Genomic DNA, 15,779 nt, shown 5'->3' with positions numbered 1-15,779 from the left:
GCCTTTCCGGCCGGGTTTCCGGTCTACTATGTGGGAATTCCATCCCGAGCGACCGAGAGACCTGGCTCGTCGACGTCGCAGCAACCTCCCTCGAGGACGGTGCTACCGCCAGGAGCGATGGAGGAACGCGATGTATTTTTCCGAGCCGCTCACCCGGCGTCTGGTAGTCGATCACCGGCGGCGCACCGTGTCTGCGTGTCGTCGCTCCGCCGACTTGGCCTGAGCGCGCAGCGTCGCGAACCTGCCCACGGAACGGTCGCACCGTCATCGCGGCCAGGGACAGGGTCCACCTCGCCAGAGTTGTGAACCGGCCGGCTCCGAGCCGGACGTCGCAGCGCGAGGTCGGCGCCGCCCGATCCGATCTTCCGCCGTTTTCTCCCGGCCCCGGTCAGTGACCGCGCGGGCCGGTGAGCCCATGAGCTGTCTTGGAGCTGCTGTGATCACCGTCGAGAACGTCAGCAAGTCGTTCCGCAATACCGAGTCCGATGCACCCGTGCAGGCGCTGCACGAGGTCAATCTGGACGTCGGAGCAGGCGCACTGTTCGGTGTCGTCGGCGAAGCCGGTGCAGGAAAGTCGACGCTGGCGCGCTGTGTCGCCCTGCGGGAGCGGCCCGACCGCGGCTCGGTCCGCTACGACGGGCTGAACACGACCACGTTGGACGGACGCAAGCTGCGGGAGGCGCAGAGCCAGGTCGCCGTGGTCGACTCGCGGCTGCGCCCGGAGCGGACCGTGGCGGGCAACATCGCCGCCCCGTTGGAGCGTGTGGGCGTGGACGGAGCGCGCAGGCGGCAGCGCGTCGCCACGCTGCTGGACGTCATCGGGTTGAGCCGCGCGGCGGCGCAGGTGCCCGCCGACCTGTCCCCGGGGCAGCAGCGCCGGGTGTCGGTGGCGCGGGCGCTGGCCGGCGGGCCGGCCGTGCTGCTCGCCGACGATCCGACCGCGGGAGTGGACGCGGACGAGAGCGGCGCCGTGCTGTCGGTCCTGGACCGCGCACGTGCCGAACTGGGCGCGACCGTGCTGCTGACGACGTCCGACGCAGGCGTGGCGCGGCGCGTGTGCGACGACGTGGCGCTGCTGGACCACGGTTCGGTCGTCGAGAGCGGCAACCTGCTGACCCTCGCGGGTACGCGCGGCAGCCGGATCGCCGACGAGCTGCTGCCGTCGGTCGAGACGTCGCCGTCCGAGGCGGCGCGCTTCGACGTCGTGGTGGACGTCGTGCTGGTCGGGTTCGCCTCGGTCGGTGCCCTCCTGCCCGAGGCGAGCGGCCGGTTCGACGTCGAGATCGCGACGATCGGCGGTGGGCTGACGCGGTTCGGGGACACGCCGGTGGCGCGGTTCCGCATCGGCCTGCGCGGGCAGCGGGCCGACGCGGCGCTGGCGTGGATCGCCGAGCGCGGCGCCCACGTCACGCACACCCTCTGCGGCCTGCGCACCGTCGCGGCCTGACCGAGCCGCACGTGTCCTGACGCCCGCCCGACGTTGCCGGCCTGCCGTTTCCGGACGACGTCGAGGACGCGTGGGAGCGGTGACACGGCGCGGCTTGCTCGACGCGCTGACGCGCGGCCGCGCCGGAACCGGCGGGGCGCCAAGTACCCTGGGTATGTGCTTGCCGTCGTACCGACCCCCGTGACCGTCACGGTGCCGTCCAAGATCAACGTGCACCTGGCGGTGGGACCGGCGCGTGAGGACGGATACCACGAGCTGACGACCGTGTTCCAGGCGTTGTCGCTGACCGACACCGTCACCGTGTCGGCAGCCGAGGAAACGTCGTTGCACGTCCGCGGCGAGGGTGAGAAGACCGTGCCGCGTGACGAGCGCAACCTGGTGTGGCGCGCGGTCGACGTCCTCGCCGAACATCTGGACACGACCCCGGCCGAGCTGGGCCCGGTGCAGATCGCGCTGGACAAGAACATCCCGGTGGCAGGCGGCATGGCGGGCGGCAGCGCCGACGCGGCCGGCGCGCTTCTCGGGCTGGCGACGCTGTGGAAACTCGACCTCTCGCGTGACGAGCTCACGCGGTTGGCGGCGAAGCTCGGCAGCGACGTGCCGTTCTCCCTGCTCGGCGGTACGGCGCTGGGCACGGGCCGGGGTGAGGAGCTGCTGCCGGTCCTGACGCGGCACACGTTCCACTGGGTGCTCGCGTTCGCTCAGCGTGGTCTGTCGACGCCCCGTGTGTACCAGGAACTCGACCGACTCCGCGACGCCGGCGAGCCTCCGCCGGCCGCAGGCGATCACGACGTGGTCATCGAGGCGCTGGCCTCGGGGGACCCGCACCGCCTTGCCGAACTGATCGGCAACGACCTGCAGATCGCGGCCGTGTCGTTGCGCCCCAATCTGCGGCGCACACTGCGCGCGGGTGTCGAGGCAGGAGCGCTGGCCGGTCTGGTGTCCGGTTCGGGTCCGACGTGCGCATTCCTGTGCGAGGACGCCGAGGCCGCGGTGCAGGTGTCCGCGCGGCTGTCCGGGGCTGGTGTGTGCCGGACGGTGCGGGTCGCCAGTGGTCCGGTGCACGGGGCGCGGGTGGTCGAACCGGACGGCGGCCCCTCGGGCGGCGAACCGCCGTGGGACCCGACCCCGCCACAGGCACACGCATGACGCTCGCCGCGCTCCCTGCCGGCCCCTGCGGTCCGGTGGTCCTGGTTCCGCGCGAGGACCTGCGGGAGGCGGCGGGCCGCACTGTCACCATCGACCACGCGACCGGCGTGGTCGCACAGCGTTTCCGCATCGCGCGAGAGGTTTGTCTGACGCATGGCCAACCTGGTCAATCTCGAATCGGTGAGCAAGTCCTACGGTGTCCGGCCGCTGCTGGACGAGGTGTCCCTCGGCGTGGGTGAAGGGCAGCGCATCGGCGTCGTCGGGCTCAACGGCGGCGGTAAGACGACGTTGCTCGAGGTGCTCGCGGGCATCACCGAACCCGACTCGGGGCGGGTGAGCCGCATGCGCGATGTGCGCATGGGCGTGGTCACCCAGCGCACCGACCTGCCCGACGGCAGCACCGTGGGCGAGGTCGTACTGGCGCGTTTCGACTCCGAACACGAGTGGGCCTCCGATGCGCGGGTGCGCTCGATCGTCGACGGGCTGGGCATCGCGGCCATCGGGCTCGACACTCCGACGGCCACCCTCTCCGGTGGGGAACGCCGCCGGGTCGCGCTGGCGGCCACGCTCGTGGGTGAGCTCGACCTGATCGTGCTCGACGAGCCCACCAACCACCTTGACGTCGAGGGGGTGCGCTGGTTGGCCGATCACCTGCTCGCGCGCAAGTCCTCGCTCGTGGTCGTCACGCACGACCGCTGGTTCCTCGACACCGTGTGCGGCCGGACGTGGGAGGTCACGTCGGGCCGCGTCGAACAGTACGAGGGCGGCTACGCGGACTGGGTCTACGCCCGTGCCGAGCGGGCCAGGTTGGCGCAGGCCGCGGAGGAGAAGCGGCAGAACCTGGCGCGCAAGGAGCTCGCGTGGTTGCAGCGCGGCGCCAAGGCGCGTACCTCGAAGCCGAAGTTCCGGATCGAGGCCGCCGAGGCGCTGATCGCCGACGTCCCGCCACCGCGCGACACCGTCGAGCTGATGAGCTTCGCCAAGCGCAGGCTCGGCAAGACGGTGTTGGAACTCGAGGACGTGTCGTTGAGCGTCGCCGACCGGACGCTGCTCGACCACGTCACGTGGCGGATCGGCCCCGGCGATCGGATCGGCCTCGTCGGCGTCAACGGTTCGGGCAAGACGACGTTGCTCAAGCTGCTCGCGGGGGAGCGTGAACCCGAGACCGGCAGGCGCATCGAGGGCAAGACCGTGCACCTGGCGCACCTGAAGCAGGAGCTCGACGACCTTCCTGCCGAGTTGCGGGTGCTACAGGCCGTCGAGCAGGTCGCCGCCCGGGTCCAGTTCGGCAAACACGAACTGTCGGCGTCGCAGCTGGCCGAAAAGCTGGGTTTCCCGCCGAAACGCCAGTGGACTCCGGTCGGTGACCTGTCCGGCGGTGAGCGGCGCCGACTGCAGCTGGTGCGGCTGCTGATGGCTGAGCCGAACGTGCTGCTGCTCGACGAGCCCACCAACGACCTGGACATCGACACCCTGCAGCAACTCGAGGACCTGCTCGACGGCTGGCCGGGCACGCTGATCGTGGTCTCGCACGACCGGTACCTCACCGAGCGCGTGTGCGACAACGTCGTCGCGCTGTTCGGCGACGGCACGATCACCGACCTGCCCGGCGGGATCGACGAGTATCTGCAGCGCAGGCAGACCATCGCCGATCGGCCCGCGGCCGGGCCGGCTCCGGCATCCGGTGTCGAGTCGCAGGTGGACGCGAAGCAGGATGCGCCGAAGCTGTCCAACGCCGAGTGGCGGGCCATCACCAAGGAGCTCGGCAAGCTGGAACGCAAGCTCGACGCGATCGGGGAGAAGGAGTCGAAGCTCCACGCGGCGCTGGCCGACGCGGCGACCGAGCCCGATCGGCTGATGGAGCTCAACAACGAACTGAAGGCGTTGCAGGCCGAGAAGGACGAGCTGGAACAGCGGTGGCTGGAGGCATCCGAGGCCGTGGAGTGAGGCACCCGGGTTCGGATGCGTGGCCTGTCCCCGCTTCCGTGTAACGCTTGGTTACAGTCTGTGTCATGAGCCGGTTCGTGGACACGATGGTCGCCAACGCGCAGGCAGGCGGCACGCAGCGAGGGATGGTCACGGGTGAGCCCTCGGAGCCCGTGCGCAGAACATGGGCGGAGGTGCACGGGCGTGCCCGTCGCCTCGCCGGCAGCCTCGTGGGCGGCGGATTCGAGTCGGGTGGTGCGGTGGCCGTCCTCGCGGCCGCGCCGGAGCTGATCGCGCCGACCGTGCAGGGCGTGTGGCTGGCCGGCGGCAGCGTGACGATGCTCCACCAGCCGACGCCGCGGACCGACCTCGCGCACTGGGCGGCCGACACGCTGCAGGTGCTGCGGATGATCGGGTCCGACCTGGTGCTGCTCGGCGAGCCGTTCGGCCAGCTGGCGCCGGTGCTGGACGAGAACGGCATCCAGTACCGCACGATCGAGACCCTGCTCGAGGCCGAGCCGATCGCCGAGCCGGTGTCGGCCGCCGAGGAGGACCTGGCGCTGCTGCAGCTCACCAGCGGTTCCACCGCGGAGCCGAAGGCCGTGCGGATCACCCACGGCAACCTCTTCAGCAACATCAGCGCCATGGCGCGGCGTTCCGAACTCGACCCCGGCAGCGACGTGATGGTGTCGTGGCTGCCGACGTTCCACGACATGGGCATGGTCGGCTTCCTGACCGTGCCCATGACCTTCGGCGTCGAACTGGTCAAGGTCACGCCGGTGGAGTTCCTGAGCGCGCCGCTGCTGTGGCCGGACCTGATCACCCGCTACGACGGGACCATCACGGCCGCGCCGAACTTCGCCTACGCCATCGTGGGCCGCAGGCTCGCCCGGGTCGACGACGGCGACGCCTACGACCTGTCGAAACTGCGCATCGCGCTCAACGGCGCCGAGCCGATCGACGACACCGCGGTGGCCACCTTCACCGACGCGGGTGGGCGGTTCGGCATGCCCGCCGAGTGCGTGTTCCCCGCGTACGGGCTCGCCGAGGCCACCCTCGCCGTGTCGTTCGCGCCGCTGTCGACCGGATTGACGGTCGACGTCGTCGAGGCCGGTCCGCTGGAGTCGGAGAACCGCGCCGTGGCGGTGCCCGAGGATGACGAGCGGCGGGGCACCGAGCAGGTACGCGGATTCGCCGTGCTGGGCAGGCCGCTCGACGGTATCGAGGCACAGATCGTCGGTGCCGGCGGCGACGTGCTCGGCGAACGCGAGGTCGGCGAGATCCGGCTGCGCGGCGATGCGATCACGCCGGGATACCTGACCGTCGACGGACCCATGGCGACGCAGGACGCCGAGGGCTGGTTCGCCACCGGCGACATCGGCTATCTGGTCGACGGGCAGATCGTCATCTGCGGCCGCAGCAAGGACGTCATCATTCTGGGCGGCCGCAACGTCTACCCGACCGACGTCGAGCGTGCCGCGAGTTCGGTCGACGGGGTGCGGGCAGGCAACGCCGTGGCCGTGCGGATCGACGCGGGCACCCGCCGCGAACGGTTCGCCGTCGTGCTCGAATCCAAGGCCGCGGGCGACGAGGCCGAACAAGCGCGCATCGTCAAGGAGGTCACGGCGCGCGTACGGGACGCGGTGGACGCGCGGCCGTATTCGGTCCTCGTCCTGCCGACGGGCAGCCTGCCGAAGACGCCGTCCGGCAAGGTGCAGCGCGGCGCGACAGCCGAGCAGTACCGCGACCGGATGGACGCCGGCGCCTGATCCGTCGGGAGACCAGGCGCCGGGCGGGTCGGTGCGAATCAGCCGTCTCGGGAGCGCCCCGGCGTCGAATCGGCTGCTGGCAGGTTCACGACCGGGATGTCGGCGGTGGGGACGTCGGTGACCGCGGGCGATTCGGTGCGTGCGGTGGGCACGTGATGCGCACCGCCGGTGACTCCGGTGCGTGCCAACAGCGTGTCCTCGACGCGGTCGAGGAACTCGTCGACGCTCTTCTCGTCGTACCCGCGCTTGCCGATCGGCGGGCGCGCGAACTGGCTGTGATGCACCTCTGCCGCCGTCAGATCGTCCTCGTCGGACAGGGTTGCCACGACCCGGTCGATCAGCGCGTCCACCTCGTGTTTGGCGTAACCGCGCCTGCCGAAACCGGAATCGGGGAAGGCGATGGTGCGCGCCTCGTCTGCCGTGATCGCCATGACCTGCACCTCCACGTCGGGTCACTCGCGGCCTTCTGTGATAGCCGTGGCAGTGAGACGCCGGGAAGGGCGCAGCTATGATGCGACTCGTTCAGGGGTACGGGACGACCCTGTTGGGTTAGTTTGCGTGACCGATGTGACCCTCCGTGCCCGCCTGATCGGTGAAAGACGGGGCGAGCACGAGAAACCGTTAGGAGCTGTGGAAGGCGTTCTGCGCCGCCGTCAGCCCCCGGGAAACAAGCTCCTCGACGGCGTCGGCGCAGCGGTCGACGTTGAGCGGCAGCTCGCGCCGCTCGGTCGTCGAGAAGTCCTTGAGCACGAAATCCGCGGCATCCATCCGGCCCGGCGGCCTGCCGACACCGAAGCGCACCCGGAAGTACTCCTTGGTGCCGAAGGACTTCGTGATCGAGCGCAGTCCATTGTGCCCGTTGTCGCCGCCGCCGAGTTTGAGCCGCAGCGAACCGTAGTCGACGTCGAGTTCGTCGTGGATCACGACGAGACCACTCGCATCGATCTTGTAGAAGCGGGCGGTGCCCGCGAGCGGGCCGCCCGAGAGGTTCATGTACGAGCGCGGCTTCGCCAGCACCACTTTGCGACCGCCGAGGCGTCCCTCGAGGACCTCGGCACCGCCCTTGTGCGCCTTGAACTTCCCGCCGATACGGGACGCGAGCTCGTCGAGAACCATGAAGCCCACGTTGTGCCGGTTGCCGGCGTAACGGGGCCCGGGATTGCCGAGGCCGGCGAGCAGCACCTGCTCGCCGGCCCCGGGAAGATCATTCGTCATGTCGCGTCGGACGGAGTGAGCGTCAGCTCTCCGAGCTCTCGCCGCCCTCGGCGTCGGACGGCTCCTCGGTCACACCGGCGCCCTCGGCGTCGACGTCGGCCTCCATGGCCTCCTCGGTCGGCGCCTCGTTCACCGCGACGACCAGCACCTCCGGGTCGGTCACCAGCTCGGCGCCGCGCGGCAGGGTGACGTCCGAGGCGTGCACCGTGTGGCCCGCTTCGGCACCGTCGATGTCGACCTCGAACTGCTCCGGGATGTGCAGCGCCTCGACCTCGATCTGGATGGTGTCGACGTCCTGGTTGACCAGTGTGCCCGGGGCGGCGGTGCCGTTCAGGACGATCGGCACGTCGACCGTGACCTTCTCGCCGCGGCGCACGACGAGGAGGTCGACGTGCTCGATGTAGTTCTTGAGCGGGTGGACCGTGATGGTCTTGGTCAGCGCCAGCTCGGTCTTCTTGTTGTTCGAGCCGTCGACGTCGAGGGTCAGCACGGCGTTCTGGCCGTTCTCACGCACGACGCGGGCGAAGTCGACCGCGGGCAGGGCGAGGTGCCGCGGGTCCTCGCCGTGGCCGTACAGCACCGCCGGGATCTTGCCGGCACGGCGGGTGCGGCGAGCCGCTCCCTTGCCGAACTCGTTGCGGGGTTCGACGGTAAGGCGTACCTCGGACACGGTGATGCACTCCTCGCGGTGGGGCCCTGGTGGGTGGGGCTTTACTTGCTTGGGCTTACTGGGGCTTGCGTTGTCGGCTGCTGGTAGGTGCCAGCGGTTGTCACGCGTGTGGCTCCTCCGGCGGCGAGTACCACGACGTGCGCGCACGGGTGGCCTCTCAAGCCGCCGCGTCGATCACGTCGGGCGCCGGACTCGCATCCGGCCCCGCCTCGCCGAGACAACTCGCCCAGTGTAATCCAGCCGGAACCGGTGCTTGACCCCCGCCCCGGTCTGTGCAAACGGCCGCGTCGGGGGACCGGGTGACACCCGACGATCAGCAGCCGCGGAGCGCCGCCATCACGGGCGCGAACGTCTCCATCGCGGGTTCGAACACGGTCACGTATGTGAAGCCGTACCGCTCGCGCCGGCCGACCAGTTGCTCGGCGATCTCGTCGACCGTCCCGGCGAGCAGTTGCGGTGCGGCGGCGAGGCCGGCGGCCGACAGCTCGAGGCCCGGCACCCCGTCCTGCCAGGCGGCGAGTGCGGCGGCCGGCTCATCGGTGACGGCGACGTGCTGGACGAGCAGGTTGAACGACGCCACGTCCGATCGCCTTCGGACCCGATCCGTCCGTTCGGCGAGTTCGTCCGCACCGGCGAGCGTGAAGGTGCCCGGCGGCTGGCCTCGTAGCTGACGCAGGCCCGAGAAACCCACGATGTCGGCCTCACGCGCCGCGAGGTCCAGTACGGCGTCGCTGTTGCCTGCGACCAGCAGCGGCGGCATGGCGTCGCCGAGCTCGGCCCGTAGCTGCGCCAGCGTGTCCGACAGTTGCGCGACCCGTTCCCGCGCGGGCCGCCACGGCAGCCCGGCCGCGTCGAACTCGGCCTTCATGTGTCCCGCGCCCACGCCCAACTCGAACCGCCCCTGCGCGATCTCGCCGACGGTGTGGACGTCCCGCGCGAGGAGCGAGGCGTTGTAGAACGGCACGTTCAGCACGAACGGCGTCAGGTGCGCGCGTTCGGTGACGGCCGCGGCCGCCGCGAGCGCAGGCACAGGGCCGAGGTTTCCGGTCCCGAGATGATCGGCGACGGCGATGACGTCGTAACCCAGCGCCTCGGCCCTGCGGCACCGGCCGAGCCAGTCACCGTCGTGCGGACGGATGCTGACACCGAAACGGAAGGACCCCATGGCGGAACCGTAGGTCGCCACGGGGTCCTTCCGACACGTGTTTCGCCGGCGGCGGACACCGCAGGCGATCAGCTCCGGATCACGCGCTGCCGTCGAAGAGGCTCGTCACCGAGCCGTCCTCGAAGACCTCCTGGATCGCCCGCGCGAGCAGCGGGGCGATCGACAGCACCGTCATCGTCGGGAACCGCTTCTCCTCCGGGATCGGCAGCGTGTTGGTGACGATCACCTCGCGCGCCTTGGAGTTCGCCAGCCGCTCGGTCGCCGGGTCCGACAGAATGCCGTGCGTCGTGGCGATGACGACGTCGGAGGCTCCCTGGTCGAGCAGCGCCTCCACGGCCTTGCTGATCGTGCCGCCGGTGTCGATCATGTCGTCGATCAGCACGCAGAGACGGCCCTTGACGTCACCCACCACGCGGTTCGCCACCGCCTGGTTCGGCTTGTCGGGATCACGCGTCTTGTGGATGAACGCGATCGGCCGGTCGCCCAGCTGTTGGGCCCACTTCTCGGCGAGCCGTACCCGGCCGGAGTCGGGGGAAACGACGGTGATGTCGTGGTCGCTGTAATGCTCGTTGATGTAGTCGGCGAGCACGTTCTGCCCGTGCAGGTGGTCGACCGGGCCGTCGAAGAAGCCCTGGATCTGGGCAGTGTGCAGGTCGACCGTCAGGATGCGGTCGGCGCCCGCAGTCTTGAACAGGTCCGCCACCAGCCGCGCCGAGATCGGCTCACGGCCCTTGTGCTTCTTGTCCTGCCGCGAATACGGGTAGAACGGCACGATCGCCGTGATCCGCTTGGCGCTGCCCCGCTTGAGCGCGTCGATCATGATGAGCTGTTCCATCAGCCACTCGTTGATCGGCGGGGAGAAGCTCTGAATGACGAAGGCGTCGGTGCCACGCACGGACTCCTGATACCGCACGTAGATCTCGCCGTTCGCGAACGTGTGCACCGTCTGAGGGGTGACCGTCACGTTGAGGTTCTTCGCGACCTCTTCGGCGAGCTCGACGTGTGAACGCCCCGAGAAGAGCATCAGGTTCTTCTTGGGTGTTCCGGACTTCGGACTCATGCTGGCGACTCCCCGTCGGTGTCGGTTTCCTCCTGGTCGGCGACGGCCTGTTCTGCAGCCTCCGCCGCTGGGGTACCCGGCCTGCGCCGCGGCACCCAGCCTTCGATGTTGCGCTGCGGTGCCCCTGATACCGCGAGCGCTCCGGGCGGGACGTCCTCACGGATCACCGTGCCGGCGCCGCTGTAGGCGCCGTCCCCCACGGTGACCGGGGCGACGAACATGGTGTCCGAACCCGTCCGGACGTGCGAACCGATCGTGGTGTGGTGTTTGGAGATGCCGTCGTAGTTGACGAACACGCTCGAGGCGCCGATGTTGCTGTGCTCGCCGATCGTGGCGTCACCGACGTAGGTCAGGTGCGGCACCTTCGTCCCGGTGCCGATGTCGGCCTTCTTCGTCTCGACGAACGTGCCGATCTTGCCCGCCTCGCCCAGCTTCGTGCCGGGGCGCAGATAGGCGAACGGTCCGACCGACGCGTCGTCGCCGATCACGGACTCGCTGCCGTGGGTGCGCACGACGCTCGCGCGCTCGCCCACCCGCACGTCCGTCAACGTCGAATCCGGCCCCACGGTCGCGCCCGTACCGACGGTCGTGGCGCCGCGCAGCTGCACCCCGGGCTCGATGACGACATCACGGGAGAGCGTGACATCGAGGTCGATGCGCGTGGCTGCGGGGTCGACGACCGTGACGCCCTCGCGTTGCCAGCGGGTGACGATGCGGCGGTTGAGCTCCGTGCCGAGCGTCGACAACTGGACGCGGTCGTTGACACCCTCCGTCAGCCACGGATCGGCCACCGGCAGCGCGCCGACCCGGCGACCGTCGCCGCGCGCGATGCCGAGGATGTCGGTCAGGTAGAGCTCGCCCTGCGAGTTGTCGGTCGACAGCCGCGACAGGCCGTCGGAGAGGACCGCGGCGTCGAAGGCGTACACCCCGGAGTTGATCTCGGTGATGGCGCGCTGGGACTCGTCGGCGTCCTTGTGCTCGACGATGCCCGTGACGTCGCCGTCGGCGTCGCGCACGATGCGGCCGTATCCCGACGGATCGTCGACCACCGACGTGAGCACGGTGACGGCGTTGCCGTCGCGCTCGTGGGCGGCGAGGAAGTCGGTCAGCGTCGGGGTGTCGAGCAGCGGCACGTCGCCGTAGGTGACCAGAACCGTGCCGGAGTCGCCCGCGGGAAGTGCCTCGAGGGCGCAGCGCACCGCATGACCGGTACCGCGCTGCTGCTCCTGCACCGCGGTCTTCACCGCGGTGCCGATCGCGTCGGAGACCGTGTCGAGGTGCGCGCTCACCTGCTCGCGGCCGTGCCCGACGACCACCACGAGCTCGTCGGGTCCGAGACCTGCCACGGCCCGAACGGCGTGTTCGACGAGGGGGCGCCCCGCGATCGGGTGCAGCACCTTCGGAAGGTCCGAACGCATGCGGGTGCCCTCGCCTGCGGCGAGGATGACTGTGCTCAGGGGCCCGGGCACGGCACTCCTTGGATTCACCGGGGACGGGATTCACCGGGGATTAATCTCGGCCGGTTAACGATCCTACGTCCGCTGGCCGGCGTCGGACGTGGGGCCGCCCTCTGGTGCGGTCTCCGTCTCGTCATCGGCCTCATGACACGACGCGATCTGGTTTCCGCCGCCGCGTTTCGCCTGGTACATCGCGGCGTCGGCGCGGGAGAGCACCTCCTCGCCGCGTTCGCCGGCTCGGAGGGTCACCAGCCCGACCGACAGGGTCACGCCGTGCGACAGGTGCCGTGGCAGTTCGTCGACCGCCGTCACCGCGCGGTTCATCGCCTGGTGGGCCGCCGATAACGTGGCACCGGGCAGCAGGGTGATGAACTCGTCCCCGCCGTAGCGCGCGACGATGTCGTCCCCGCGCAGCGAATCCCGGAGCGTGCTGGCCACGACCCGGAGCACGTCGTCACCGTCGGCGTGCGAACGCTGGTCGTTGACTCCCTTGAAGCCGTCGAGGTCGATCAGTGCCACGGCGAGCGGATCGCTCGACGCCGAGGTCGCGAACCCGCGGAGCCGTTCGTCGAGTGCCCGACGGTTGGGCAGACCGGTCAGCGGGTCCTGCAACGCCTGCTGCGTGACCGCACCGTGCGCGGCCGACAACCGCTCGTGTTCGCGACGGGTGTCGAGGGCGGCGCTCTGCGACTCGCGCATGGACCACAGTTCCGCTTCAAGCGCTCCCGCGTAGTCGGCCAGCTGGGCTCGGGGGTCGCCGAGGTCGTACCGGTCGGCGAATCGGGCGAGCTCGTGGATGAGGCCGATCCGCATCGACGGCTGCGGATACTCCTCGGGGATGTGGTGGCGATCCTCCATGAGCAGCCGGAACGCCTCTTCGTGCTCGCCGACCGACTCCAGGCAGCGGGCGAGTGCGATCGCCAACAGCGGGTTGTCGTACGGGTACAGCGGCGTGGCCCGCAGGCTGCGGAGCCGGTCGATGTGCGCGTCGCTCGGGGCGGCGAGTGCCAGCGCGGACGCCAACGACGCGACCTGGTCGACGGCCGCCACTCCGGCCTTGCGGGGGAACAGGGACTCGGCGAACGGTGCTTCGACGGCGATCGCCATCGAAGCGGCCGTGCGGAACCGCTCACCCGCCTCGTCGCTGCGGCCGATGCGTTCGAGTCGCAGGCCCCAGCCGAGCAGCATTTTCACGCGGTTCATCAGCAGCATCGTGATCTCGTGCGGCCCTGCACTGTCGCGGACGGCCTGGTGGGCCCGCGTGATCACCTCTTCGGCGACCTCGTAGACGCCCAGCTGGTTCAGCACGATCCAGCAGTCGTTGAGCGCGGTGGACAGCAGGCGGTCCCAGGCGCGCCTGCCCAGCCCCAGTTCCTGTGACGGCGGATCGTCGAGTAGCGCCAGTGCCCTGGCGATCTCCGTCAGTGCCGCGTCCTCGTGACCCGCGAGCACGAGACGGCGGCCACGCAGGGCGTGCGCGTCCGCGCGCAGCAGCGTGGCGCCGTGCCTGCGAGTGTGCGCGAGCATCTCGTCGAGTTGCCGTGCGGCGTGGTCCTGTGCACTCGCGCTGATGAGCCGTGACAGAGCAGCGGCGCGGAGCATCTGGGCGACGAGCAGCGGTTCGCCGCGTCGCTGGGTCTCGTGGAGCAGCTCGTCCAGTCTGGTGATGATGTCCTGCTGCTCGTGCTTCTCGCTGCGCTGGACGAGGGCGATCAGTTCCCGGGCGCGCCCGAGCAGCCAGGCGTCGGACTTGTCGCCGAGTGCCGGGTCCGCTGGATCCTGCGGCGTCGTGCCGACGGCGTGCGCACCGGGGTCGGCTGCGACTCGGGTGCTCGCGGCCGCGGCGGCTGAACCCGTGCCGCATGTTGCGGCCGCGCCGCCGGGGGCGGCGCCGGGCTCGGCCGCGACCTTGGACTCTTCGCCGTCCAGCGGACACACACCCCCTGGGCTGCCGGGATTCCGCTCTGCTCCGCCGCCAGGGCTCGAACCTGGACTGTCAGAACCAAAATCTGAAGTGCTGCCAATTACACTACGGCGGATTGCGCCTGGTCAGGATATCCACTGCAGGTTGCACGCTGCGCGCAGGTCCGAAGCCGGTGTTTTCGCCTCTCCCTCAGGTGGGAAACCTCCTGTACCGTAACTTACGCAATCGTAGGTTAGGTGACCCTTCCACCGTCACCGTTGACTCGCCCAAGGGGCTGGTGACGGCGGTCCTCGTGGAAAGAAGTGACGTGCATGACGGCAACTCTGGACGCGGACGAAACACCGAAGGCCGGTCGCAAGCCGATCCTGGACGGCCAGCGCACGGCCGGCCTTCAGTTCGCGGTCTATCTCGGTGTGCTGGCTCCGCTGGCAGCGCTCATCGCCGCGGTCCCCTTCGCATGGGGCTGGGGCCTTTCGTGGGTCGATGTCGGCCTCTTCGTCGTGTTCTACGCCTTCTCCGGCCTCGGTATCACCGTCGGATTCCACCGCTACTTCACGCACGGCTCGTTCAAGGCGAAGCCGTGGCTCAGGGCGCTGCTGGCCATCGCGGGCAGCAGCGCGGTGCAGGGGCCGGTGATCACGTGGGTTGCGGATCACCGCAGGCATCACGCGTTCTCCGATCGCGAGGGTGATCCGCACTCGCCGTGGCTGTTCGGCACGACGCCGGTGGCCGTCGCGAAGGGCTTCTGGCACGCCCACATGGGCTGGCTGTTCCAGCGGGATCAGAGCAACCATGAACGCTTCGCCCCCGATCTGCTCAAGGACAATGCGATCAGCAGGATCGACAAGCTGTTCGGGCTGTGGACGCTGCTCACGTTCGTCCTGCCGGGCATCATCGGTGGACTCGTCACCTGGTCCCTGTGGGGATTCGTGACGGCCTTCTTCTGGGCGGGCCTGGTGCGGGTCTGCGTGCTGCACCACGTGACCTGGTCGGTGAACTCGATCTGCCACATGCTCGGCGAGCGGCCGTTCAGCGCGCGTGACCGTTCGGCCAACTTCTGGCCGTTGGCCATCGCCTCGTTCGGCGAGTCGTGGCACAACCTGCACCACGCCGACCCGACGTCGGCCCGTCACGGTGTGCAGCGCGGACAGATCGACATCTCCGCCCGCGTGATCTGGGTATTCGAGAAGCTCGGTTGGGCGCACAAGGTGCGGTGGCCCTCGGCCAAGCGCCTGGAGAAGCTCTCGACCGCGTGAGCGTGACCGGGTGCCTGTACGGTTCGGCAAATGGCAGGTCGACGGCGCGCTAAGCGAGACGCGGCCGCCGCAGGGGCTCCGTCGGACGCCCCCGCGGTGGCGCGCGTGCGCATGACGGGCACCGAGCGCAGGCAACAGCTGCTGAACGTCGCTCGGGCACTGTTCGCGGAGAAGGGCTACGACGGCACGTCCGTCGAGGAGATCGCGCGGCGCGCGAACGTCTCCAAGCCCGTGGTGTACGAGCACTTCGGCGGTAAGGAAGGCGTTTACGCGGTCGTCGTGGACCGCGAGGCGCAGGCGATTCTCGACCGCATGGTGTCGAGTCTGCATGCCGACCACCCGCGGGCGATGCTCGAGCAGGCCGCGAGCGCCCTGCTCGGCTACGTCGACGAATCGCACGAGGGATTCCGGATCCTGGTGCGGGACTCGCCGGTCGCGAGTTCGACGGGCACGTTCTCCACGTTGCTCAACGACATCGCCAGCCAGGTCGAGGACATCTTCGGCGAGGAGTTCTCGGCACGCGGCTACGACGGAAAGCTCGCGCCGCTGTACGCGCAGGCTCTCGTCGGCATGGTCGCGCTCACCGGGCAGTGGTGGCTCGATGCGCACAAGCCGAAGCGGGACGAGGTGGTCGCGCATCTGGTGAACCTCGCGTGGAACGGTCTGTCGAATCTCGAGCACAAGCCGAAGCTGCGCGTGGCCGAGTGAGTCGAGCCGAGTCCGCACCGCCGACTCGGGCGC

The 15,779-nt window shown here is 69.9% G+C and carries 13 protein-coding genes, 1 tRNA gene and 1 riboswitch; of the genes, 6 read left to right on the top strand and 8 right to left on the bottom strand.

Going from position 1 to position 15,779, the window contains the following annotated elements; genetic code table 11:
- The first annotated feature begins 36 nt into the window (after window positions 1-36).
- Window positions 37-124: riboswitch (SAM riboswitch) on the top strand.
- Window positions 125-436: 312 nt separating this feature from the next.
- The 4 genes from LY40_RS23585 (at window position 437) to LY40_RS23570 (ending at window position 6,291) form a co-directional block, all read left to right on the top strand.
- Window positions 437-1,447 (top strand): methionine ABC transporter ATP-binding protein, encoded by a 1,011-nt coding sequence (locus LY40_RS23585; protein ID WP_183783005.1) that lies wholly within the window; start codon window positions 437-439, stop codon window positions 1,445-1,447.
- 156 nt (window positions 1,448-1,603) lie between these two features.
- Window positions 1,604-2,596 carry a 4-(cytidine 5'-diphospho)-2-C-methyl-D-erythritol kinase gene (locus LY40_RS23580; protein WP_183783008.1) on the top strand — a complete coding sequence of 331 codons (993 nt, stop codon included), beginning with the start codon at window positions 1,604-1,606 and terminating at the stop codon, window positions 2,594-2,596.
- Between the two features lie 153 nt (window positions 2,597-2,749).
- On the top strand, window positions 2,750-4,543 hold the full coding sequence (locus tag LY40_RS23575; RefSeq protein ID WP_258938170.1) for an ABC-F family ATP-binding cassette domain-containing protein: 1,794 nt from the start codon (window positions 2,750-2,752) through the stop codon (window positions 4,541-4,543).
- A 65-nt stretch (window positions 4,544-4,608) separates the two neighbouring features.
- On the top strand, window positions 4,609-6,291 hold the full coding sequence (locus LY40_RS23570; RefSeq protein WP_258938169.1) for a fatty acyl-AMP ligase: 1,683 nt from the start codon (window positions 4,609-4,611) through the stop codon (window positions 6,289-6,291).
- A 38-nt stretch (window positions 6,292-6,329) separates the two neighbouring features.
- Here LY40_RS23570 and LY40_RS23565 read toward each other — a convergent pair whose 3' ends face one another.
- The 8 genes from LY40_RS23565 to LY40_RS23530 all read right to left on the bottom strand — a co-directional run bounded on the left by LY40_RS23565 (window position 6,330) and on the right by LY40_RS23530 (window position 13,897).
- Entirely contained in the window at window positions 6,330-6,722 is a 393-nt protein-coding gene (locus LY40_RS23565; protein ID WP_183783014.1) for a DivIVA domain-containing protein, read from the bottom strand.
- Window positions 6,723-6,912: 190 nt separating this feature from the next.
- Window positions 6,913-7,506, bottom strand: coding sequence for an aminoacyl-tRNA hydrolase (pth, locus tag LY40_RS23560; protein WP_258938168.1), 594 nt, complete (start codon window positions 7,504-7,506; stop codon window positions 6,913-6,915).
- A 22-nt stretch (window positions 7,507-7,528) separates the two neighbouring features.
- A complete protein-coding gene (locus LY40_RS23555; RefSeq protein WP_183783018.1) occupies window positions 7,529-8,176 on the bottom strand; it encodes a 50S ribosomal protein L25/general stress protein Ctc in 648 nt (215 codons plus the stop codon).
- Between the two features lie 313 nt (window positions 8,177-8,489).
- Window positions 8,490-9,341 carry a TIGR03621 family F420-dependent LLM class oxidoreductase gene (locus tag LY40_RS23550; RefSeq protein WP_258938167.1) on the bottom strand — a complete coding sequence of 284 codons (852 nt, stop codon included), beginning with the start codon at window positions 9,339-9,341 and terminating at the stop codon, window positions 8,490-8,492.
- A gap of 79 nt (window positions 9,342-9,420) precedes the next feature.
- Window positions 9,421-10,401, bottom strand: a complete 981-nt coding sequence (locus tag LY40_RS23545; RefSeq protein ID WP_183783022.1) for a ribose-phosphate diphosphokinase — start codon at window positions 10,399-10,401, stop codon at window positions 9,421-9,423.
- Window positions 10,398-11,870: a bifunctional UDP-N-acetylglucosamine diphosphorylase/glucosamine-1-phosphate N-acetyltransferase GlmU gene (gene glmU, locus LY40_RS23540; protein ID WP_258938166.1), complete on the bottom strand. Its 1,473-nt coding sequence runs from the start codon at window positions 11,868-11,870 to the stop codon at window positions 10,398-10,400. Before glmU ends, LY40_RS23545 begins: the two co-directional genes overlap by 4 nt.
- A gap of 63 nt (window positions 11,871-11,933) precedes the next feature.
- Window positions 11,934-13,595, bottom strand: a complete 1,662-nt coding sequence (locus tag LY40_RS23535) for a GGDEF domain-containing protein (RefSeq protein WP_183785443.1) — start codon at window positions 13,593-13,595, stop codon at window positions 11,934-11,936.
- A 230-nt stretch (window positions 13,596-13,825) separates the two neighbouring features.
- Window positions 13,826-13,897: transfer RNA gene (locus LY40_RS23530), tRNA-Gln, on the bottom strand.
- A 196-nt stretch (window positions 13,898-14,093) separates the two neighbouring features.
- Here LY40_RS23530 and LY40_RS23525 point away from each other — a divergent pair.
- Both LY40_RS23525 and LY40_RS23520 read left to right on the top strand, forming a co-directional pair.
- Window positions 14,094-15,038, top strand: coding sequence for an acyl-CoA desaturase (locus LY40_RS23525; RefSeq protein WP_183783026.1), 945 nt, complete (start codon window positions 14,094-14,096; stop codon window positions 15,036-15,038).
- 111 nt (window positions 15,039-15,149) lie between these two features.
- Window positions 15,150-15,746, top strand: coding sequence for a TetR/AcrR family transcriptional regulator (locus tag LY40_RS23520; RefSeq protein ID WP_183785445.1), 597 nt, complete (start codon window positions 15,150-15,152; stop codon window positions 15,744-15,746).
- The last annotated feature ends 33 nt before the right edge of the window (window positions 15,747-15,779 follow it).

The sequence above is a fragment of the Prauserella salsuginis genome, assembly GCF_024648885.1.
Lineage (GTDB): Bacteria > Actinomycetota > Actinomycetes > Mycobacteriales > Pseudonocardiaceae > Prauserella > Prauserella salsuginis.
Note: the sequence above shows the minus strand (reverse complement) of the source record. Positions and strands in the feature narration are given on the sequence as shown.